Consider the following 22,275-nt stretch of genomic DNA (forward strand, 5'->3'; position numbering starts at 1 on the left):
GCGGCGCCGTCGGTGTTGAAAATTGTCGACCTTTGGCCAGCAACCTGGCGCAAGATTGCATACAGCTTCGGCCCCGACAATTTCTGTCCGGACTGAAGCACGTCGGCAATCGGCTGCCGCTCTGGTTCTTTCATCCAAAAAACAGGGGTCATCATGCGGTTCGATCATTTGTCTGTGCGGCTCAAGCTGTGGGCGCTGGTGCTGGGACTCATCGTGGTGCTGTCAGCCCTGATGGGGGTGCTGATCAACCGCATCATGGCGCTGGACGTAGTCGCCGCGCGCAACGTGGCCTTCAGCGAAAAGCGCATCAACCTGGCCGTGCGCTGGCGCGGCCTGATCGCCATGGACACCGAGCGCGTCATCGTGCAGATGGGCACCAGCGACGCGCAACTGGCCGAGCGCATGGCGCAGGGCACCAACACCCAGGCCATCACCGAGCTGCAAAAGCAGGTCAACGACATGGTGCGCACCCCTGCCGCCCGGGCGCAGATGCAGCGCATCGCCGAAGTGCGCGAGCAGGCACTGCAGCTCATCCGCGAGGCCGACGCCCTGCGCAAGCAGGGTGATCTGCAGGCCGCCTCGGATTTCGTGACGCAGCGCCTGATGCCCATCGTCAACGGCTACGTGGCGGAACTCGACAAATTCGTCGCCCTGCAGGAAGCGCGGCGCGACGAGATCAGGGCCGAGGCCGAGGAGCAGCGCCGCCAGGCGGTGCTGATCGGCGTGGCGGTGGTGCTGCTGGTGATTGCCGTGGCGCTGGCGCTGGCCGCCTTGCTGGTGCGCTCCATCACCCAGCCGCTGGAGCGCGCCGTCGGCCTGGCCGATGCCATTGCCGAGGGCGACCTGACGCAGACCGTCCACGACGAGCGCGGCGACGAGCTGGGGCACCTGCTGCGCGCCCTGTCGGCCATGGCGGCGCGGCTGCGCCAGGTGGTCGGCGAGGTGCGCGCCGGCGTGGCCTCGGTGTCCTCGGCGGCGCACGAGATCGCCAGCGGCAACCACGACCTGTCGGCGCGCACCGAGCAGACGGCGGCCAACCTGGAGGAAACCGCCGCCAGCATGGAGCAGCTCACGGCCACCGTGACGCAAAGCGCCGACACCGCGCGCCAGGCCAACCAGCTGATGGGCCAGGCTGGGCAGGCCGCGCAGCACGGCGGCGAGGTGGTCGGGCAGGTGGTCAGCAGCATGGAGCACATCACCGCCTCCAGCCGCAAGATCGGCGACATCATCCAGGTCATCGACGGCATCGCCTTCCAGACCAACATCCTGGCGCTCAATGCCGCCGTCGAGGCGGCACGCGCCGGCGAGCAGGGGCGCGGCTTTGCCGTGGTCGCCGGCGAGGTGCGCAGTCTGGCGCAGCGCTCGGCGCAGGCAGCCAAGGAGATCAAGGACTTGATCACCACCAGCGTGCAAAGCGTCGAGGCCGGTTCGCAGCAGGTGGCGCTGGCCGGGCGCAGCATGGATGACATCACCGCCAGCGTGCGCCGCGTGAGCGATCTGATCGGCGAGATCACGGCCAGCAGCAGCGAGCAGCGCGATGGCATCGGCCAGGTCAACCAGGCAGTGGCCAACCTGGATCAGATGACGCAGCAAAACGCCGCCCTGGTCGAGCAGGCCAGCGCGGCGGCGGCGTCCATGAGCGAGCAGGCGCAGCGCCTGGCGCAGGTGGTGGCGGTGTTCAACGTGGGCACGGCAGCGCCTGCTGCGGCCCCGGTCTCCGCTGCGGCTGGCCCGGCAGTGCAGCCGGCGCGCACCGCGCCAGCGCTGGCGCCGCGCCCCCCTGCAGCGGCTGCGCAGCGCCCGGCGGCCACGCCCGTCAGGCCGGCGGTCAGATCAGCGGCCAGGCCGCCGGCCTCGCCGGCCGCGCCACCGACCGCACAGTTGCCGCGTGCTGCCGCCGCCAGCGCCGAGGACGACTGGGAGTCGTTCTGAGAGCGTATTCACGATCCCCGCGCGGGTGCGCGGGCGCGGCCTCGGGCGGTCTGCGGCGTTGCAAATCCTCGCGATAGCACGGGCTATCGCTGCGGTTTGCGCCTGGCAGCCCATCCCGATCCGCACCCGCGCCCCTGCGCGCGGAGATCGTAAACACGCTCTGACAGCGCCCAGCCTCCCGAGTCCGTGAGCGTGCGCTGAACTCCCGGGCAGCCCGTCAGCCGCCCTGTCCCTGCTGGGGCTGGGCCTGGCTGTCCTGCTCCTGCTGCAGGCGCCGGCCCTGGGCCTGGCGCTCCAGCTCTGGCGTGAATTCGCAGAACTGGTTGCGCCCCTGCTCCTTGGCGGCGTACATGGCCAGGTCGGCGCGCCGCAGCAGCGTCTCGCCATCGTGGCCGTCGCGCGGGCCATAGGCCAGGCCCATGCTGACCGAAACCTCCGCCGTGGCGCTGCCCAGCGCATAGGGCTGGGCAATGGCGTGCAGCACCTTGCGGCACACCGGGTGGGCGTCCTCCAGGCGCTTGAGGCCCTGCAGCAGCAGCGTGAATTCGTCGCCGCCCAACCGTGCCACCAGGTCGGTGCTGCGCACGCAGCCCTGCAGGCGCTGGGCCACCTGGCGCAGCAGCTCGTCGCCCGCGTCGTGCCCCAGGCTGTCGTTGACTTCCTTGAAGAAATCCAGATCCAGAAAGGCCAGGGCGAAGGGCAGGCCACTGTGGCGCGACTGCTCCACGCACCGGCGCAGGTTGTCCTGGAACATCTGCCGGTTGGGCAGTTGCGTCAGGTGGTCGTAGTGCGCCTGGTGCCAGATGGTGGCCTCCTTGCGGCGCAGTTGCGTCACGTCGGAAAACAGCCCGATGCGGCTGTTGACGCTGCCGTCCGGGTTGTACGAGGTGCTGATGGTGAGCTGCTCGATGAACTCCTCGCCATTCTTGCGCCGGTTCACGATGTCGCCGCTCCAGCTGCCGGTCTTTTGCAGGCTGTCCCACATGGCCTGGTAGAAGGCGCGATCCTGGCGCCCGGAGCTGAGCCGGTTCAGGCGCTGGCCGACGATTTCATGCGCCTGGTAGCCGGTCATGGTGGTGAAGGCCGGGTTGATGTCCAGCACCACGCCATCGGCATCGGTCACCACCATGCCCTCGCAGGTGTGCTGATAGACCAGCGCCGCGCGGCGTGCCGAGGCCTCGGCGCGCCGGCGCTCGCTGATGTCCAGCATCAAGCCGATGATGGCCGGCTGGCCCTGGAACTGCATGGTCGTGCCGAAGACCTCGATGTCGAAGGTGTGGCCATCGGCATGTTGGGCGCTGCGCTCGTAGCGTGCGCTGTGGGCGCGGCCTTCCAGGCGCTCGCGCACGCTGGCCTGCACCGCCTCGTAGTCGGCGGGCGGGAACAGGCGCGCCAGCGGCAGGTGCTCCATCGCCTGCAGCGGATGGCCGAACATGCGCGCCAGCTGCTCGTTGGCATAGACGATGCGCAATTGCGCGTCCAGCATGTAGATGCCGGCGACCTCGTTGTCCGCCAGGCCGTTGAACATGGCCTGGATCTGCGCCAGCGACGTGCGCTCGCGGGCGACATCGCACAGCAGCTGCTCGATCTGCGCAGCCGACTGCTGCATGGAGCCGGCCAGCTCGGCCAGCTCGTCGCTGCTGTCGAGCTGCACGCGCATGTTGTAGTTGCCCCGGCCCATCTCGCGGCATTGCAGCGTGAGCTGGTACACCGGGCGCAGCACGCGGCGCGCGATCAGCGCATAGCCGGCCAGCAGCACCAGCACGTCGATGCCGAACAGCACCATGCTGCTCCACAGCGCGCGCTGCTGCACCTGGTTGGCGTGGGCGACCAGCTGCTGCATCAGGCTTTCGGCGCGTTCGAGCAATTGGCCGCTGGCGGCCAGCACCCGGGCGACCTGCGCCCGGTCGGGCGGCGTAGCCGCCAGGAGCGCATCGACGGTCTGGCGGTACTCCAGCCAGCCGGCCTGCAGGGGCGGCAGCAGCGGCTGCAGGGGCGCATCCAGGGGGCGCACCTGCAGCTCGAACGCCCGCCCGCCCCGGCGCAGCGCCTCATAGGCCGTGTCGAACGCGCGGTAGCTGTCCTCGAACTGCCCGGCTGCCGGCTGCGCGAAGCCGTGCGTCGCCAGCGCCTCGACGGCAATGCGCTGGCTGAGCATCCGCATCTTGCCGGCGACGTTGAGGGTGGCCGCCAGATCGCTGCTCTTGCCCAGCAGGAACTGCAGCGTGAGCACGTTGCCCACGGCCAGCAGCAGCACCAGCAACACGGCGATCCGGGTCTTGGTCTTCAGGGTGCGGGGCCGGGGCAGGCGCTGGAGTAACGTCATGGGCCGACATTTTGTTGTATGAGGGTCGGCGTGGACACAAACCACAGCGCCGCCGCGAGGATTGGCCGCCCGCGCCGGGCGGATGCTGCGGCCCGGCCGTCCAGGCGATCCGCTATCCTCGCAGCCTGTTCCAACCCCTTTCCCTGCACGCCCTGCACCTGGCCACCGTGTCCGACCCGCATCCAGCGCGCCCCGCCGACGGCAACGGGGACAAGCGCTCCTTCCTGCAGCGCCTGATCGAATTCATCCACCCCGGCCCGGACTCCACCGACGAGCTGATCGCCACCCTGGCCGAGGCCGAGGACAACGAGGTCATCAACGCCGATGCGCGCGTCATGCTTGAGCGCGTGCTGCGCATGAACGAGATGACCGCCGCCGACGTGCTGGTGGCCCCGGCGCGCATCGACATGCTGGACATCGACGCGCCGGCTGACGAGCTGATGCACCAGGTCATCCAGACGGCGCACTCGCGCTTTCCGGTCTATCAGGGCGGGCGCGACAACATCATCGGCATCCTGCTGGCCAAGGACTTGCTCAAGCGCTGGCGCTCGCCCGAGCTGAGCCTGCGCGCCCTGGTGCGCCCGGCGCTGTTCGTGCCCGAGAGCAAGGGCCTGCATGAGCTGGTGCGCGAGTTCCGCTCCACGCGCAACCACCTGGCCATCGTGATCGACGAGTTCGGCCGCACGGCGGGGCTGGTGACCTTCGAGGACGTGATCGAGCAGATCGTCGGCGAGATCGAGGACGAGTTCGACATTGCAGCGGACGAGGGCGACATCTTCGCCCTGGCCGATGGCACCTGGCGCGTCAGCGGCCACACACCCCTGGTGCGCGTGGCCGAGGCCTTCGACACGCATCTGGCCGCCAGCGACCCCGAGGAAGAGTTCGACACCATCGGCGGCCTGATCGCCCACGAGCTGGGCCGCGTGCCGCACAAGGGCGAGAGTGTCGTGCTGGGCGGCCTGCGCTTTGTCGTGCTGCACACCAAGGGCGGGGCTGTGCGCTGGTTCAAGGTGGCGCCGGCCACGGGCAGCGCCGAAGACAACGGCGGCTGATGGGCGCCGCCTGGATGCGCGGGCCGCTGCCCTGGCTGCTGGCCGCCGGCGCGGGCCTGGCGCAGGCCGCCTCGCTGGCGCTGCCGGGCAGCGGCCAGCCGGCGTGGTGGCTGCAGATCGCCTCGCTGGCGCTGCTGGCGCGCGTGCTGCTGGCGCTGCCGCGCACGCACAGCAGCGCCTGGCGCGCGGCGGGCCTGGGCTGGCTGTTTGCCACCGCCTGGCTGGCCGGCACCTTCTGGTGGCTGTTCATCTCCATGCACACCTACGGCGGCCTGGCGGCGCCGCTGGCTGCGCTGGCAGTGCTGGCGCTGGCGGCCTTCCTGGGCAGTTATTACGCGCTGGTTTGTGGGTGTTTTTTCAGGTGTTTTTCGGCTCCAGGCCTTGCTGGACGTGCGCTGACAGCTATTGTTTTTGCTGCTCTGTGGCTGCTCGCCGAGCTGGCGCGCGGTCAGTGGTGGACGGGCTTTCCGTGGGGCGCGGGCGGCTATGCCCACGCCGACGGCCCGCTGGCCGTGCTGGCGCGCAGCGTGGGCGTGTATGGCATGGGCTTTGCCGCAGCGCTGCTGGCGCTGGCGCTGGCGCAGTGGCGCGTGTCGGACTTGCGCAGTCGGCGCTGGTGGGCCGGCGCGCTGCTGGCGCTGCTGGCCTGGGGCGCGCTGGCGTGGCAGCGCGAGGCGGCGCTGGGCGACGCGCAGCGCGACGCCGGCGCGCCGGTCAGCGTGGCGCTGCTGCAGGGCAACATCGCGCAGGACGAGAAGTTCCAGGCCGGCAGCGGCGTGCCGCTGGCGCTGGCGTGGTATGGCGAGCAGCTGCGCGGCGCCCAGGCGCAACTGGTCGTGGCGCCCGAGACAGCAGTGCCCCTGCTGCCCCAGCAGCTCATGCCCGGCTATCTGGAGCGGGTGACGCAGCGCTACCGGCAGGGGCAGGGGTCGGCATCAGCGTCCATGCCGGATGGACAGGCGCTGCTGCTGGGCATCCCGCTGGGCGATCTGGATGCGGGCTACACCAACTCGGTGCTCGGCTTTGCACCCGGGCAGCAGGGCCAGCCCTACCGCTACGACAAGCATCATCTGGTGCCCTTCGGCGAATTCATCCCGCCGCTGTTCCGGTGGTTCACGCAGATGCTGAACATCCCGCTGGGCGACTTCGCGCGCGGCAGCGTCGGCCAGCCGTCCCTGCCCTGGAGTGGCCAGCGGCTGGCGCCCAACATCTGCTATGAGGACTTGTTCGGCGAGGAGCTGGCGGCGCGCTTCGTCGATCCTGCGGCCAGTCCGACCATCCTGGTCAACGTCAGCAACATTGGCTGGTTCGGCGACAGCGTGGCCATCGACCAGCACCTGGCCATCAGCCGCCTGCGTGCGCTGGAGCTGGAGCGCCCCATGCTGCGCGCCACCAACACCGGCGCGACCGCCGTCATCGACCACCGGGGCCGCGTGCTGGCGCAATTGCCGGCGCACACGCGCGGCGTGCTGCAGGCGCAGGTGCAGGGCCGCACGGGCGCCGCCACGCCCTACGCCTGGTGGGCCGGGCGCTTCGGGCTGGCGCCGCTGTGGCTGGGCGCGGCGGCGCTGGTGCTGCTGGCCTGGCTGTGCCGCCCCCGGGGCTGAGGCCGCCCCTGCCGGGCCGCGCTGCGGCGTGCCGTCCTGCAGGGATGTGCGCCACAGGCTTGACCTTGAACCATGCTCAGGCCGCTTCGACCTTGGATAATGCGGATTTTTCGGGCATTGCTGCCCTTCACGACGCCAGCCGCCCGGCGCGGCCTGCAAGAACCCTCCCCACTGTCACCAACCAATGGCTGAATCTTTCTCTTACGAACAACTGATCGCCTCGGGCGAGGGCCGGTTGTTCTCCCCGGACAGCGGGCGCCTGCCCCTGCCTCCCATGCTGATGTTCGACCGCATCACGCACATCGACAGCGACGGCGGCGCACACGGCCTGGGCCGGATCGTGGCCGAGCTGGACGTCAAGCCGGGCCTGTGGTTCTTCGAGTGCCACTTCCAGGGCGACCCGGTCATGCCCGGCTGCCTGGGGCTGGATGCCATGTGGCAGCTGATCGGTTTTTATCTGACCTGGCTGCGCCTGCCGGGCCGGGGCCGCGCTCTTGGAGCCGGCGAGGTCAAGTTCACCGGCGAAGTCGGCCCGGACGTGAAACTCGTGACCTACGAGATCGACATCAAGCGCGTCATCAAGCGCAAACTGAACATGGCCATCGGCGATGCACGATTGCTCGCCGACGGCAAGGAAATCTACGTGGCCAATGACCTGCGCGTGGGCCTGTTCCTGCGCGAGGAGGCGGCCAGCGACCAGGAGGCGGCAGGCACATGAGCAGCAAGAAGCGTGTGGTGATCACCGGCGCGGGCATCGTCTCGTGCATCGGCAACGATCTGGCAAGCGTCGAGCAGTCCTTGCGGGATGGCCACTCGGGCATCCGCGCCGTGCCCAAGTTCACCGAGCTGGGGATGCGCAGCCAGGTCGGCGGCACGCCCGAGATCGACCTGGAGGCGCGCATCGACAGAAAGCAGCTGCGCTTCATGGGCGACGCCGCCGCCTATGCGCAGATCGCGCTGGAAGATGCCATCGCCCAGTCCGGCCTGACGCCAGACCAGGTGAGCCACCCGCGCACCGGCCTGCTCATGGGCTCGGGCGGCGGCTCGCCGGCCAACCAGATCGAGGCCGCCGACACGCTGCGCGACAAGGGCATCCGCCGCGTCGGGCCGTACCAGGTCACGCGCTGCATGAGCTCCACCGTCTCGGCGTGCCTGGCGACCAACTTCAAAGTCCGCGGCATCAACTACTCCATCACCTCGGCCTGCTCCACCTCGGCGCACTGCATCGGCGCGGCGGCGCAGCAGATTGCCTGGGGGATGCAGGACGTGATGTTTGCCGGCGGCGGCGAGGAAATGTCCTGGGGCATGGCGCTGCTGTTCGACGGCATGGGCGCCATGTCCAGCAAATACAACGGCACGCCCGAGCGCGCCTCGCGCGCCTATGACGCCAACCGCGACGGCTTCGTGATCGCCGGCGGCGGCGGCGCGGTGGTGCTGGAGAGCCTGGAGCACGCTATAGGAAGAGGTGCGACCATCCTGGCCGAAGTGGTGGGCTTTGGCGCCACCAGCGACGGCGAGGACATGGTGGCCCCCTCGGGCGACGGCGCTGTGGCCTGTATGCGCCAGGCGCTGGAGGGGCTGGATGGGCCGATCGACTACATCAACACGCATGGCACCTCGACGCCCGTGGGCGACATGCAGGAAGTGCGGGCCATGCGGCAGGTGTTTGGCGATGCGGTGCCGCCGTTTTCCTCGACCAAGTCGCTGACCGGGCATTCGCTGGGCGCCACGGGCGTGCAGGAGGCGATTTATTGCCTGATCATGCTGCAAAAGGGCTTCATCGCCGGGTCGATCAATGTGGAAGCGCCGGATCCGGAACTGGGCGACATGCCGCTGGTGACCCAGACGAGCGACGCGCAGTTGACGCAGGTGCTGTCCAACAGCTTTGGCTTTGGCGGGACGAATGCGTCGCTGGTGCTCAGACGGTGGGATGGAGCCTGATCGTTAATCGGATATCCGGTTGCCTGCAAAAAGCCGCACTCATTCAGAGGCGGCTTTTTTGTTTGTGGAATTTTTGTTTCTTTAAAGTGCATCCAGTGGGCTCAAGATGCCGCGCCCACCCTTGTTCAATACGTGGGTGTAAATCATGGTGGTGCTAACGTCCGCATGGCCCAGCAATTCCTGCACCGTGCGGATGTCGTAGCCCGATTGCAGCAGGTGTGTGGCAAAAGAATGGCGCAATACATGTGGTGAAACCGGTTTATCGATCTGCGCCAGTTTTCCTGCCTCGCGTACTGCGCGCTGTACCGACTCGGGATAAACGTGATGGCGTCGCTCCAGCAATTCACCAGTGCGCGCATCCGGGCGCGGATCGATGGAGCGCACGGGTGAGGGAAACACCCACTGCCAGGCCCAGGCTTTGTCGGCATTCGGGTATTTCACCGCCAGTGCGTGCGGCAGATGTACCCGGCCCAGCCCGGCAGCCAAATCTTTCTGATGCAGTGCTTGTGCCTTGTGCAGTTGTGCCTGCAGTGGCTCGATCAGGTTTTCTGGCAGGACGGTCACCCGGTCTTTGCCGCCCTTGCCCTCGCGAATGATGATCTCGCGCCGCGTGAACTCCACATCTTTTACGCGCAGGCGCAGCGCTTCCATCAATCTCATGCCGGTGCCGTAGAGCAAACGGGCAATCAAGCCCATCGCGGCGTTGTCCATGTGCATGAGCAGCGCTCGCACCTCGCTGGGGGTCAGCACCACTGGCAGCCGCTGCGGGCGCTTGGCCTGTACAACCTCATCGAGCCAAGGAAGATTGATGGCCAACACCTGCTTGTAGAGATACAGGATCGCCGCCTTGGCTTGGTTCTGCGTGGAAGCCGACACTTGTCGCTCTACCGCGAGGTGGGTCAAGAACGCCTCCACCTCGGGCGCACCCATCTCTTGTGGATGGCGTTTTTTGTGATACAAGATGAAACGTCGAACCCAGTCGAGGTACGCCTGCTCAGTCCGGATGCTGTAGTGACGCGTGCGCAGATGGTCGCGCATGCGATCCAGGAGCTTTGGAGGTTGGGTGGGCGGCACGGAAAGGTCTCTTCTCTTGATATGGTGGAGCGGAACACCATCCGCGAAATTTTAGGTTTGCCTAAATGAGTGAAAAGTCCGTGTTTACGAGGAGGCTGGCCGGCGGTGCCAGATGTTATTGTGCAAGATGACGCCTGCTGGGTGTCGTCTAATTCTAGTTCCGCCGACATCGTTACTACGCCAAACAAAATCTGTGGAGATTAATACGCCTGCGGGCACTTTATAAAACTGGATTTTGCTGCTAGCGTGCGCTGCGCCACTGGCATGCGGCACAAGCGAGCTTGAGCGGACATGCCAGTGGCGCAGCGTGAGCTGAATTCAGAAAAATTCACGTACTTTTATTGCTAGAGCAGCGAGAGAAATAAACCATGAAGAGACGTGCCGTAACGCCGCAGGCTGAACCCCTCATTCGAGCCGATATCCCGCTTCGCGGTCTACGGCTCAATTCGATTCGTTAGAGTTCACTTCACACCAAGCAGGAGATATCAATGGCGTTCTATGAAAACCAATCTGACATGTTTAAGCAGAGAGCCGAAAAATGCAAACGTGATGGCGATCGACTTTACGCACAAGCAATGGAGGCTAAAGATCGAGGGGATAAAGAAAAGCATAAAGAGCTTATGGCACAAGCCCAATATCAATATAAACAACAAAAAGAAAATGAAGCAAAAGCCAAAGAACACGCCGGAAAGACGTGGAAATAATATTCAGATGCAACAAAACTAGCCATCAGAAAAAATGAAATTACCATACTTCAAAATCAAGGCAGCCTTTGAAGAAGCCAAAGATAGTTTCTCATATGGCAGTGGCACGGATAAAATCTCCTCCACAGCAAAACTCCTTGGGAAAGCAGTGGCAAATGTTGGGATGCTGGCGGTTGAAATTGGATCTGAAGCAATAAAAAATTGCCAGAAGAGACTGGGAAGAAGGCTCAAAAACTTCTTAACGAACACTCAGAATCAATGACGGACGAACAAAAAGAAAAGGTTCAAAAAGCTATAGAAGCGGGAGAAGAGGCCAAAAGAAAAAGAATTGAAAAAGAGCAGGAAGATATTGAAAGGAAAAGGCAAGAGAAGGAAAATCAAGGGTGATTCCGCTTTCATTTTCCAGCCGTTGACCTAACTCGGCAGTCAAGCGGACGCGCCTACGGCACGCCGCTTACTTTAGCCGTTAAAACTCACAGGGGTCTACATAGTGGCAGACGCTAAATCAACGAACTACTTTGTTCGATTCCTTCTTGGCGTGCTCTGCATCCTTATCGCAGGAATGGTTTTGTTCCGCTATCTGCGAGTTGAACCGATCGGGGAGATTACGGGGGGAGTTTTGGTTCTTCTTGGCCTGCTTGTTGTGCTCGTGCTTTCCGAGTCATTCGACAGCTTTTCGGTGGGAAAACTAGTTGCCATCTCTCGTGATGTACGCAAGAAAGAGGCCGAGATCGAAAAACTAGAAAAACAAAATGCATCTCTTCTTTCGCAATTAATCACTGTCAGCAACTCGCAATCCCAAAGACAAAGCAGCACCACCGTTCAAGGCGACTACTACGCTACCGCCCCCGTAGTACAGAAGGCTACCGAAGCAGAAGTCGAAGAAAAGCAGAATAGCGAAAATCGCGCTCTCGCGGCTACGGCCACCGAGGCGCCCGCGCCGGCGCGGATGGACTGGGCTCGAGCTGAGAGCATGGCGTTAGAGAAGCTGTTAAAGCTTCGCAACATTCACCCCTCAAATGTCATTACAGAGGCAAAGCTCTCTTTCCTCCAAGGCGTAGACCCGATCAGCAACATTCAACCCATCTTTGACGGTTACATCAGGACATCAGATGGAGAGACCTTCATTGACATGCGTCCGGAGCGCCTTCTGAGCCCCATGTATCGTGATCGCCTTTACGTCATGCTTTCCAAGATCCACCACTATCGCGCCACTAAGCAAATCAACGCACACCTCGATGCTGTCATTCTCAAGGTTCCTGGGGAGGAGGGCAGAGGGCTTTGGGGTAACTCCGAGAGGGTATTCCAGTTCTTTGAGCCAGCTATTGCATCTGGTTTGCTAAAAGTCCATGAAATACAGTTCACAGAGGCCGAGGCTAATGAGTGCCGCCGCGGGTGAGTTCTAACAATCCATTCAAGCCGACGCCGCTGCGCGGCGCGGCTTAATTCAGTAGTTAGGCATCATGGGTGAATTTTTCCCTGCACAAGTTTTCAAGCAGCTGTCCCACGCTCGCGCGGTGATCGAGCGCCATCTGGCTGCGACACTGGACACAATCCACCTGTTCGGATCTGCGATCGATGGAGGGCTGAAGCCGGACAGCGACATAGACTTGCTCGTGACCGTCAGCGCCGCACCTAACGATTCGCTCCGGCAGGCGCTAATGCTCGATTTGCTGAAAGTCTCATCACCGCCAAGCGATGGCGGAACATGGCGACCGCTGGAGCTAACTGTTGTCGCTCGAAGCGAAGTAGTGCCTTGGCGCTATCCGGCGCGGCGTGAGCTTCAGTTCGGTGAGTGGCTCCGCCACGACATCCTTTCCGGAACGTTCGAGCCTGCCGTTCTGGATCACGATCTTGCGATTTTGCTGACCAAGGCGAGGCAACACAGCCTTGCGCTTCTAGGCCCATCCGCAGCCACGTTTTTCGAGCCGGTGCCGAAGGAGCATTTCTCCAAGGCGCTTTTCGACACTATTGCCCAGTGGAATGCAGAGTCGGATTGGAAGGGTGACGAGCGGAACGTCGTTCTTGCTCTTGCTCGCATTTGGTACAGCGCTTCAACTGGTCTCATTGCTCCTAAGGACGTTGCTGCCGCATGGGTATCGGAGCGTTTGCCTGCCGAGCATCGGCCCCTCATCTGCAAGGCACGCGCGGCGTACCTGGGTAGCGAGGACGACGACCTAGCAATGCGCGTCGAAGAGACGGCCGCGTTCGTTCGATATGCCAAAGCAACGATTGAGAGAATCTTGCGTTGAGCGGCATGTGCGAAAAGTGCATCGACCCGCGCCGAGGGCATCTGATGCCTAACTCGGCGTTCAAGCGGACGGGCTGCGCCCGCCGCTCAACTATGCGTTGGCCGTCAAAATCACCCGCCGTCGGGCGTGGGCTACTCATAAATCAGGAGATTGCTTTGAAACTAGAGCGCCTACATGTAATGAATTTCCGAACACTCGAAGATGTTGAGGTGACGTTTCGTGGTTACTACACCGCGATATCTGGGCAAAATAACGCCGGAAAGACCAGTCTGCTTCGTGCAATCCGGCACACGTTCCGTGACAACTTCGGAGACATCTTCTTCTACCGTCGTGATGATGGCATCACGTATCGCGACAACAAGACGCAATGGGATAAAAATAGCAATGACATCATCTTCGACTATGAGATTGGTGTTTCGCCAGTCGAAGATTCTGGACTTTTTAAGTTTATCGAGAAATTCAACGAAGGAAGTCTACCAAAGACGGTCGCTAAGTTGCGCGTGAAGGTCACCTACAAGGCAGGAGACGAGAGTGTCTGTCAAATTTGGGTAAACGACAAAGAATTCACAAACTACGATTCAAAGGAAGTTCTACAAAAACTCAAATCGTCCAGCCTGGCATTTATGCACGACTCAGCACAATCTTTTGCGCCAATATTCGATCCAGGAGGGCGGTATTTGCATGAGCTAACATTTGCGGACGACGAACTAAAACAGGTCACTGATGCATTGGCAAAGGTTAAGGCAAAGGTGAAAAAGGCTGCCCAAGCACACAAGGCAGAGCTTTCAGAACTCCTCGGCCACCTTGAAGAGAAATACGAGGTTGAGTTTTCACTGCCTGAAGGTATGTTTTCAGGCTCAATTCCATTTGAAGTAAATCTCAAAAATAAAAACGTTGATATTCCTTTGAGTGATTGGGGTAGTGGTACGCGAAACAGAACGCAAATTCTAATGTCAATTCTTCACGCAAGTAGAATAAAGAAAAAGACCGACGAGAACAAAATTACCCCAATAATATTAATTGAAGAGCCTGAAAGTTTTCTGCATCCCTCCGCGCAAGCTGAATTTGGACGTGTTCTAATCGATCTTGCCAATGAATTACAGATTCAAACGATTGTCACCACCCACAGTCCCTATATGTTGTGCCAAACTAACGTTAAATCGAATATTCTATTGTCACGTAAGGTTTCATATGGCAAAACTAAGGAGACCGAAGTCGTGTCCGTGGACGAAAATACTTGGATGGAACCGTTTGGAGATATTTTAGGTCTTAACAATTCAGAATTTACGGCGTGGAAGGATGTTATATTTAGTAGCAAACATTGTGTGCTATTAGTCGAGGGCACGCTGGATAAGCAATACTACGAACACATAGATGCCCTGGGCCTCATGGGCCTTACCTTTCCCCCAGAGGTTGAAATTGTTCCATACGAGGGAAAGGACGCGCTCAAAAACCCTATTCTACTCAAGTTCATTGTTGAAAAATTCAATAAGGTACTTGTCACGTTTGATTTAGACGCAAAACCAGAGCTTGAGAGGGTGATGCAGCAGGCAAGACTGCAAGAAGGTAGTGGATATATTGCCGTTGGCAGTAGCAAGCCTGGCAAGCAGTGTATCGAAGGGCTTGTTCCAGACCGAATCCTTGCGAAGGTTCACGGTGCGAATACGTCTCTGGTTATGGCGCTGACATCTGCGGACACCAAGGAGCGTAAGGGTGCAAAAAGTTCCCTAAAGCATAAGGTGCTCGCTGAATTTAAGGCCGATTCGGCGGTGTCTGCAGATGAGCTCAAAGGTTTCTTGCCGGTGTTCAAAGCCTTGACGCGTCTGTCATCGCAATGACGGCCAACAAATCGGTCAACCGGACGCAAGTCCCGCTACGCGGTCTTTGCGCTGGTTACCTCGGGCGTTAGACCTGCTTGGAGCTATCAGATATGGATACGCTGACGAAGAAGAAAGCCGACCGCTTCCGCCTTTTGAATCGGTTGTACGAAATCACCGACGGGCACACGATGAAGATCGTGTCGATGTGGGATGTGGGAGATACGGCCCAACTAGCGCGAAATGAAACAGAAAATGTTGTCAACTATCTCGTGGGTGAACACTTGGTTGAGCATCGAACCATTGGAGGAGGCATTTCCATCACGCACCACGGAATCGTTGAAGTTGAACGTGCCCTTTCTGCGCCGGAATCGCCAACGCACTATTTCCCTCCAGTGGTGAACATCGTGAACGTGCATAGTATGGTTGGTTCTCAAATTCAGCAGGGTACGCACGGAAGCACTCAGTCACAGGTGGCAAATACAAACGACATCGATGCGATTCGAGTGCTTATATCTAAGTTCGGCGCATGCATTCATGACCTGCCGATTTCCGCCGAAGAGAAGGCGGAAGCCCAAGCGGAGTTAAGTACTGTCGAAGCACAACTCGCCTCATCCAAGCCGAAGATCTCAATCCTTCGGGAGTCCCTTAAGACGTTGCGCAATTTGGTAGAGGGGGTGGCATCGAACGCCGTGGCCGCTGGTTTGCTCCCATTTTTTGGTCCACTTGCGGCGCTCTTGGGGTCGTGAGCAAGGTGCAACGCAGGTCTAACTTTGAGTTGCAGGGGACTTTCGCATAAAGCCGCGCAAAGCCCCTGAAATCAAACGTTAGTCAGTATTTTTTGGAGGGTTTATGTCGGATGATCTCGTATGCACAAATTGTGGCCACGTCGGTGCAACAACCAAAGTTACCAAGGGCCACTTCGCGCTTGAAGTTATTCTTTGGCTTTGCTTTCTCATCCCAGGCATCATCTACTCAGTTTGGCGCCTGACTACTCGACATGAGGCTTGTCCAGCTTGCGGAAATGCAAACCTTCTTCCCAAATCAGCGCCTATGGCTCAGAAATTTCTCCGTGAAAATCTCCCGGAAAAATTAACCACTCCACAGGAAGCAATTCGCCGACCATCCAAGGCTGCAGAGTCTGCCGGAAAATCACTTGGGCGCATGGTAGGAAGAATGTTAAAAAAATGACGATGCTTCATTATTTTTCTGCCAATGTCTAACTTTTCATTGCAACCGACCGCCTACGGCGGCGGCTGAACTCAAGCGTTATGCATCCTCATTCGCCAGCTCCGTAGCGATGGCAAATGGCTAATTTCATCGAATTCGAAACTGAGCGCCTTTTCCTGCGGCAGTGGACGCCCGCTGACCGCAAACCGTTCGCCGCGCTCAATGCAGATGCAAGAGTGATGGAGTTTTTCCCCGCGCGGCTCACACGCGCCGAAAGTGACACGATCGCTGATCATTGCCAATCTTTGATTCAAGAGCGCGGCTGGGGATTTTGGGCTACTGAGTTGAAGGCTTCTCGCGAGTTCATCGGATTCGTCGGCTTGCATACCCCTTCAGCCGAACTTCCGTTCTCGCCGTGTGTAGAAATCGGTTGGCGTCTTTCCTTTTCGCATTGGGGCAAAGGGTTGGCTTCTGAGGCTGCACGAGAAGCTCTCCGCATCGGCTTTACGTCCCTCGGCCTAGACGAAATCGTGTCCTTCACGGCAGTTGGGAACTCCAGGTCTCGTGCCGTCATGGAAAGGCTCAACATGTGCGAGTCAGGCACCTTTGAACATCCTCAAGTACCTGACGGTAGTTCGCTGCGCCTGCATTGCTTGTACCGTCTGCCGCGTGGCCGCTATGACGCATAACACGTCATCCCAGCCGACCGCCTACAGCGTCGGCTGGATTCAGGGCGTGAGGAAACTCCATCCACAAAGCCCCCTTTCTTCTTCCCCCGGATAGAGTGCTGCACCCGGCACCACACCACGCGTCGATGCCATGCCCCGCATCTGCACGGCGCTCGGCGTCAAGTCGGTGGCGCAGGTAGTCCATCCCCGACATTTCCGGCGGCGACCCACGCCCCTTGAAACCCTGTCCACAACAGGGCAAGCCCCCATCCCTGCGGCCCCTCTCCCTTCCTAGAATCCCGCCCAGCGCCCCGGCGCGCAGGGACGGTGCGCCACGATCTGGCGCCTCGCCCTGTCCCTCACCACCGCCCGCCACCCCTGGGCGCAAGGAGACTGCGGATGACCACCCACACAGCCCCGCTGCGGCTGCACGTGCCCGAGCCCACCGGCCGGCCCGGCCAGAGCACGGATTTTTCCTATCTCGCCACCTCGCCCGCCGGCGCGGTGCGCAGGCCCCCCACCGACACCCCCGCCGCCGACACGGCCGACCTGGCGACCAGCCTGGTCGTGGTGCTGGATCACGAGGGCCGCGCCGTCGGCCCCTGGGCGCCGGACATCCATTCCGAGCGCTTGCGCCGTGGTCTGCGCGCCATGATGAAGACGCGCATCTTCGATGCCCGGATGCTCATGGCGCAGCGCAAGAAAAAGCTGTCGTTCTACATGCAGTGCCTGGGCGAGGAGGCGATTGCCATCGCCCACGCGCAGGCGCTGCAGGAGGGGGACATGTGCTTTCCCACCTACCGCCAGCAGGGCCTGCTGCTGTCGCGGGGCGACATCCCCATGTCCGAGCTGATCTGCCAGCTCATGAGCAACGAGGCTGACCCGCTCAGGGGCCGGCAGTTGCCCGTCATGTATTCGTACAAGCGCGCGGGCTTTTTCTCGATCTCGGGCAACCTGGCCACGCAGGTGCCGCAGGCCGTAGGCTGGGCCATGGCGTCCGCCATCAAGGGCGACACGAAGATCGCCTCCGCCTGGATCGGCGACGGCGCCACCGCCGAGGCGGACTTCCACACCGCGCTCACCTTCGCCCACGTCTATCGCGCGCCGGTCATCATCAACGTGGTCAACAACCAGTGGGCGATTTCCACCTTCCAGTCGATTGCCGGCGGCGAGGGCACGACGTTCGCCCAGCGCGGCGTGGGCGTGGGCGTGGCCTCGCTGCGCGTCGATGGCAACGATTTCCTGGCCGTGTATGCGGCGTCCCGCTGGGCCGCCGAGCGCGCGCGCAGCAACCACGGCCCGACGCTGATCGAGTGGGAGACTTACCGCGCCGGCCCGCACTCCACGTCGGACGACCCGAGCAAGTACCGCCCTCACGATGACTGGCAGCGCTTTCCGCTGGGTGACCCGATTGCACGATTGAAGCAGCACCTGATCGCCATCGGCGAGTGGAGCGAGGAGCAGCACGCCGCCGCACACAAAGAGCTGGAGGCCGAGGTGCTGGCGGCAGAGAAGGAAGCCGAGCGCCACGGCAGCCTGCTCGATGGCCGCGTGCCCAGCGCCGCTGCCATGTTCGAAGGGGTTTACAAGGACATGCCGGAGCACCTGCGCCGGCAGCGCCAGCAATTGGGAGTCTGACCATGGCCAGCACACAAGACACCGCCCGGGCCATGCAGCAGGCCGAGCCCAGCACCGCGCAGGAGCAAAAGCGCGACGAACGCCGCGCTGAAGCACTGGCGCCCGACGCCGCCCGCGTGCCCATGACCATGATCCAGTCGCTGCGCTCGGCGATGGACGTGATGATGGAGCGCGACGACAACGTCATCGTCTATGGCCAGGACGTGGGCTACTTCGGCGGCGTGTTCCGCGTGACCGAAGGGCTGCAGGCCAAGTACGGCAAGACGCGCTGCTTCGACGCGCCGATCTCCGAGGGCGGCATCGTCGGCACGGCCATCGGCATGGCCGCCTATGGCCTCAAGCCCGTGGTCGAGATCCAGTTTGCTGACTACTTCTACCCGGCCACCGACCAGATCGTGTCCGAGGCCGCGCGTATGCGCCACCGCTCGAATGGCGACTTCACCGCGCCCATGACCATCCGTATGCCCTGCGGCGGCGGCATCTATGGCGGGCAGACGCACAGCCAAAGCCCCGAGGCTTTCTTCACCCACGTCTGCGGCCTGCGCACGGTCATGCCCAGCAATCCGTATGACGCCAAGGGCCTGCTGATCGCCTCCATCGAGTGCGAAGACCCGGTCATCTTCCTGGAGCCCAAGCGCCTGTACAACGGCCCGTTCGACGGGCACCACGACCGGCCCGTGGTGCCGTGGTCGAAGCACGCGCTGGGCCTGGTGCCCGAGGGTTACTTTCGCGTGCCGCTGGACAGCGCCGTGGTCTTTCGCCCCGGCAAGGAGGTCACGGTGCTGACCTACGGCACCATGGTCTGGGTGTCGGAATGCGCGGCGCGCGAGGCCGGGGTCGATGCCGAGGTCATCGACCTGCGCTCCATCTGGCCGCTGGATCTGGAGACCATCGTCAATTCGGTCAAGAAGACGGGCCGCTGCGTCGTGGTACACGAGGCCACGCGCACCAGCGGCTTCGGCGCTGAGCTGGCCGCGCTGGTGCAGGAGCACTGCTTCTGGCACCTGGAGGCGCCCATCGAGCGCGTGACCGGCTGGGACACGCCCTATCCGCACGCCCAGGAATGGGACTACTTCCCTGGCCCCGCCCGCGTCGGCGCGGCCCTGCAGCGCGCTGTCGGCAAGGAGGCATGACATGGGTATTTATGTGATCCGGATGCCCGACATCGGCGAAGGCATTGCCGAGGTGGAACTGGTCGCCTGGCACGTGCAGCCGGGCGACGTGGTGGCCGAAGACCAGCCGATTGCCGATGTCATGACCGACAAGGCCACGGTGGAAATCCCCGCGCACGTGCCGGGCAAGGTGCTGGCGCTGGGCGGCGCCGTCGGCCAGGTGCTGGCCGTGGGGGCGGAGCTGGTGCGGCTGGAGGTGGCAGGGGAGGGCAACCTCAAGGAAGGCGCGTCTCCACTCCCTCACCCCTGGAGAAGGGCGCCTCTTCACTCCCTCACCCCCTGGAGAAGGGTGCCTCTTTACTCCCTCCCCCTCTGGGGGAGGGCGGGGGTGGGGGCCGGCTGGCTGTGGGCGCACCGGCTGATGAGGCCACCGTCGCTGGCCCTCACCCCAGCCCTCTCCCAGAGGGAGAGGGAGCAGGAAGGCAGGGAGCAGGCGGCGCTGGCCCTCACCCCGGCCCTCTCCCAGAGAGAGAAAGACGGAAGACGGGAGCAGGGCAGGATGAGGATTTCAAGGAAAATCCGGCTCAAACCCTTGCCCAGCAAGCGCTGACAGCTAGCAAAAAAGTAGCTAAAAACCGCTCATCCGCCGTCGCCCGCGCCCCCGGCGAGCGCCCGCTGGCCTCGCCCGCGGTGCGCCGGCGTGCGCAGGACGCCGGGGTTGACCTGCGCTTCGTCCACGGCAGCGGCCCGGCGGGGCAGATCGGCCACGAAGACCTGGACGCCTACATCGCCAGCGGCGGCCAGCCGGCAGGCCCGGGCGGATCGTCCCCATACACGCAGCGCCACGGCGAGGAGCAAATCCCCGTCATCGGCCTGCGCCGCCGCATTGCGCAGAAGATGCAGGAGGCCAAGCGCCGAATCCCGCACTTCAGCTACGTCGAGGAGATCGACGTGACCGAGCTGGAGCAGTTGCGCCAGCGCCTGAACCAGCTGCACGGCGCGACGCGCGGCAAGCTCACGCTGCTGCCCTTCCTGGCGCGCGCCCTGGTGCTCAGCTTGCGTGACTTCCCGCAGATCAACGCCCGCTACGACGACGAGGCTGGCGTGGTCACCCGCTACGAGGCCGTCCACTTGGGGCTGGCCACGCAGACCGATGCCGGCCTGATGGTGCCCGTGCTGCGCCACGCCGAGGGCCTGGACTTGTGGGCCTGCGCCGCAGCGATCGCCCGCGTGGCCGAGGGCGTGCGCTCTGGCCGCGCGACGCGCGAAGAACTCTCCGGCTCCACCATCACCCTGACCAGCCTGGGCGCCCTGGGCGGCATCGTCAGCACCCCGGTCATCAACCACCCGGAGGTGGCCATCGTCGGCGTCAACCGCATGGTCGAGCGGCCCATGTTCGGCAGCGGCGGCCAGGTCGTGGCGCGCCAGCTCATGAACCTGTCCTCATCGTTCGACCACCGCGTGGTGGACGGCATGGACGCGGCGCGCTTCATCCAGGCCATGCGCGCCCTGCTCGAAACCCCGGCCCTGCTGTTCGTGGAGTGACCAGAAATGACCGAGAAAAAGGACATCACGACCAAGCTGCTGGTCATCGGCGGCGGCCCGGGCGGCTACGTGGCGGCCATCCGCGCTGGGCAACTGGGCATCCCCACGGTGCTGGTCGAGGGCGCTGGCCTGGGCGGCACCTGCCTGAACATCGGCTGCATCCCGTCCAAGGCGCTGATCCACGCGGCCCAGGAGTTCGAGCACGCGCGCCAGCACGCCGCCGGCTCGCCCCTGGGCATACGCGCGGGCGAGCCGACGCTGGACGTGGCGCAGACCGTGCGCTGGAAGGACGGCATCGTGCAGCGCCTGACGGGCGGCGTCGGCGCGCTCTTGCGCAAGGCCGGGGTGCAGGTGCTGCAGGGCTGGGCGCACATCGAGGACGGCAAGACCGTCACCGTGCGCGGCGCGCAGGGACAGGGCGCGCTGCGCGTGCGCTGCGAACATCTGCTGCTGGCCACAGGCTCCGAGCCGGTGGCGCTGCCCAGCATGCCGTTTGGCGGCGCCATCTGGTCATCGACGGATGCCCTCTCGCCCGACGTGCTGCCGCGCCGGCTGGTCGTGGTCGGCGCCGGCTACATCGGGCTGGAGCTGGGCATTGCCTACCGCAAGCTGGGCGTGGAGGTCACGGTGGTCGAGGCCGCCGAGCGCGTGCTGCCCAGCTATGACGAGGAGCTGACGCAGCCGGTGCTCGAATCTTTGAGAAAAAGCGGCGTGGTGCTGCACCTGGGCTGCAGCGTGCTGGGCTGGGATGCGGGCCAAGGCGTGCATGTGAGGAACGCCCGCGCTGACGAGTTCGCCCTGCCAGCGGAGCGCGTGCTGGTCGCCGTGGGCCGGCGACCGCGCACCTCGGGCTTCGGGCTGGAGTCGCTGCAGCTCGACATGGCCGGGCGCCACGTGGCCATCGACGCGCACTGCCGCACCTCCATGCGCGGCGTCTGGGCGATCGGCGACCTGACCGGCGAGCCCATGCTGGCGCACCGCGCCATGGCCCAGGGCGAGTGCGTGGCCGAGCAGATCGCCGGCCAAAACCGCCGCTTCGAGCCGCTGGCGATTGCGGCGGTGTGCTTCACCGACCCCGAGGTCGTGGTCGTCGGCAGCACGCCTGGCGAGGCCCGTGCCGCCGGGCTGGATTGCATGGACGCCGCCTTTCCGTTTGCCGCCAATGGCCGCGCCATGACGCTGGAGTCGACCGGCGGCTTCGTGCGCGTGGTGGCGCGGCGCGACAACCACCTGATCCTGGGCTGGCAGGCCGTGGGCCGGGGCGTGTCGGAGCTGGCAACGGCCTTCGGCCAGTCCATCGAACTGGGCGCGCGGCTGGAGGACGTGGCCCACACCATCCACGCGCACCCGACGCTGGGCGAGGCGGTGCAGGAGGCGGCGCTGCGCGCGCTGGGGCGGGCGGTGCATGTCTGAGGGCTGAAGGCAGGCACCAGGCCT

General features: G+C 63.3%; 19 protein-coding genes and 1 pseudogene. 18 read left to right on the top strand and 2 right to left on the bottom strand.

Features of this window, described 5'->3' with window-relative positions; all coding sequences use genetic code 11:
• Window positions 1-153 precede the first annotated feature (153 nt).
• Window positions 154-1,932 (top strand): methyl-accepting chemotaxis protein, encoded by a 1,779-nt coding sequence (locus IDM45_RS16150; RefSeq protein ID WP_209423736.1) that lies wholly within the window; start codon window positions 154-156, stop codon window positions 1,930-1,932.
• Between the two features lie 217 nt (window positions 1,933-2,149).
• Here IDM45_RS16150 and IDM45_RS16155 read toward each other — a convergent pair whose 3' ends face one another.
• Window positions 2,150-4,258, bottom strand: a complete 2,109-nt coding sequence (locus IDM45_RS16155) for a diguanylate cyclase domain-containing protein (protein WP_232653735.1) — start codon at window positions 4,256-4,258, stop codon at window positions 2,150-2,152.
• Window positions 4,259-4,425: 167 nt separating this feature from the next.
• Here IDM45_RS16155 and IDM45_RS16160 point away from each other — a divergent pair, with 167 nt between their 5' ends.
• The 4 genes from IDM45_RS16160 to fabB all read left to right on the top strand — a co-directional run bounded on the left by IDM45_RS16160 (window position 4,426) and on the right by fabB (window position 8,858).
• Window positions 4,426-5,310, top strand: a complete 885-nt coding sequence (locus IDM45_RS16160; RefSeq protein ID WP_209423737.1) for an HlyC/CorC family transporter — start codon at window positions 4,426-4,428, stop codon at window positions 5,308-5,310.
• On the top strand, window positions 5,310-6,917 hold the full coding sequence (lnt, locus tag IDM45_RS16165) for an apolipoprotein N-acyltransferase (protein WP_232653733.1): 1,608 nt from the start codon (window positions 5,310-5,312) through the stop codon (window positions 6,915-6,917). Before IDM45_RS16160 ends, lnt begins: the two co-directional genes overlap by 1 nt.
• A gap of 184 nt (window positions 6,918-7,101) precedes the next feature.
• Window positions 7,102-7,635 (top strand): bifunctional 3-hydroxydecanoyl-ACP dehydratase/trans-2-decenoyl-ACP isomerase, encoded by a 534-nt coding sequence (fabA, locus tag IDM45_RS16170; protein WP_209423738.1) that lies wholly within the window; start codon window positions 7,102-7,104, stop codon window positions 7,633-7,635.
• Window positions 7,632-8,858 carry a beta-ketoacyl-ACP synthase I gene (gene fabB / locus IDM45_RS16175; protein WP_209423739.1) on the top strand — a complete coding sequence of 409 codons (1,227 nt, stop codon included), beginning with the start codon at window positions 7,632-7,634 and terminating at the stop codon, window positions 8,856-8,858. Before fabA ends, fabB begins: the two co-directional genes overlap by 4 nt.
• An 81-nt stretch (window positions 8,859-8,939) precedes the next feature.
• On the opposite strand, the gene IDM45_RS16180 is transcribed toward fabB, so the two are convergent.
• A complete protein-coding gene (locus IDM45_RS16180; RefSeq protein WP_209424181.1) occupies window positions 8,940-9,896 on the bottom strand; it encodes an integron integrase in 957 nt (318 codons plus the stop codon).
• A 524-nt stretch (window positions 9,897-10,420) separates the two neighbouring features.
• Between IDM45_RS16180 and IDM45_RS16185 the strand changes: the two genes are divergently transcribed.
• The 13 genes and pseudogenes from IDM45_RS16185 (at window position 10,421) to lpdA (ending at window position 22,251) form a co-directional block, all read left to right on the top strand.
• Window positions 10,421-10,636 (top strand): hypothetical protein, encoded by a 216-nt coding sequence (locus IDM45_RS16185; RefSeq protein ID WP_209423740.1) that lies wholly within the window; start codon window positions 10,421-10,423, stop codon window positions 10,634-10,636.
• A gap of 34 nt (window positions 10,637-10,670) precedes the next feature.
• Window positions 10,671-10,898: a hypothetical protein gene (locus IDM45_RS16190; protein ID WP_209423741.1), complete on the top strand. Its 228-nt coding sequence runs from the start codon at window positions 10,671-10,673 to the stop codon at window positions 10,896-10,898.
• Window positions 10,895-11,023 carry a hypothetical protein gene (locus IDM45_RS18005; RefSeq protein ID WP_267912115.1) on the top strand — a complete coding sequence of 43 codons (129 nt, stop codon included), beginning with the start codon at window positions 10,895-10,897 and terminating at the stop codon, window positions 11,021-11,023. Before IDM45_RS16190 ends, IDM45_RS18005 begins: the two co-directional genes overlap by 4 nt.
• A gap of 181 nt (window positions 11,024-11,204) precedes the next feature.
• Entirely contained in the window at window positions 11,205-12,035 is an 831-nt protein-coding gene (locus tag IDM45_RS16195; protein WP_209423742.1) for a hypothetical protein, read from the top strand.
• Window positions 12,036-12,099: 64 nt separating this feature from the next.
• Window positions 12,100-12,888, top strand: coding sequence for an AadA family aminoglycoside 3''-O-nucleotidyltransferase (locus IDM45_RS16200; RefSeq protein ID WP_209423743.1), 789 nt, complete (start codon window positions 12,100-12,102; stop codon window positions 12,886-12,888).
• 5 nt (window positions 12,889-12,893) lie between these two features.
• Window positions 12,894-14,726: an ATP-dependent nuclease gene (locus tag IDM45_RS16205; RefSeq protein WP_232654399.1), complete on the top strand. Its 1,833-nt coding sequence runs from the start codon at window positions 12,894-12,896 to the stop codon at window positions 14,724-14,726.
• 92 nt (window positions 14,727-14,818) lie between these two features.
• Window positions 14,819-15,454, top strand: a complete 636-nt coding sequence (locus tag IDM45_RS16210; RefSeq protein WP_209423745.1) for a hypothetical protein — start codon at window positions 14,819-14,821, stop codon at window positions 15,452-15,454.
• Between the two features lie 103 nt (window positions 15,455-15,557).
• On the top strand, window positions 15,558-15,896 hold the full coding sequence (locus IDM45_RS18280; protein WP_366781127.1) for a YqaE/Pmp3 family membrane protein: 339 nt from the start codon (window positions 15,558-15,560) through the stop codon (window positions 15,894-15,896).
• Between the two features lie 116 nt (window positions 15,897-16,012).
• Window positions 16,013-16,564, top strand: a complete 552-nt coding sequence (locus tag IDM45_RS16215; protein WP_209423746.1) for a GNAT family N-acetyltransferase — start codon at window positions 16,013-16,015, stop codon at window positions 16,562-16,564.
• A gap of 378 nt (window positions 16,565-16,942) precedes the next feature.
• A complete protein-coding gene (locus IDM45_RS16220) occupies window positions 16,943-18,181 on the top strand; it encodes a 3-methyl-2-oxobutanoate dehydrogenase (2-methylpropanoyl-transferring) subunit alpha (RefSeq protein WP_209423747.1) in 1,239 nt (412 codons plus the stop codon).
• Between the two features lie 122 nt (window positions 18,182-18,303).
• Window positions 18,304-19,314: an alpha-ketoacid dehydrogenase subunit beta gene (locus tag IDM45_RS16225; protein ID WP_209424182.1), complete on the top strand. Its 1,011-nt coding sequence runs from the start codon at window positions 18,304-18,306 to the stop codon at window positions 19,312-19,314.
• Window position 19,315: 1 nt separating this feature from the next.
• A pseudogene (locus IDM45_RS16230) lies at window positions 19,316-20,838 on the top strand (dihydrolipoamide acetyltransferase family protein).
• Window positions 20,839-20,844: 6 nt separating this feature from the next.
• On the top strand, window positions 20,845-22,251 hold the full coding sequence (lpdA, locus tag IDM45_RS16235) for a dihydrolipoyl dehydrogenase (protein ID WP_209423748.1): 1,407 nt from the start codon (window positions 20,845-20,847) through the stop codon (window positions 22,249-22,251).
• Window positions 22,252-22,275 lie beyond the last annotated feature (24 nt).

The sequence above is a fragment of the Melaminivora jejuensis genome (genome assembly GCF_017811175.1).
Taxonomy (GTDB): Bacteria; Pseudomonadota; Gammaproteobacteria; order Burkholderiales; family Burkholderiaceae_C; genus Melaminivora; species Melaminivora jejuensis.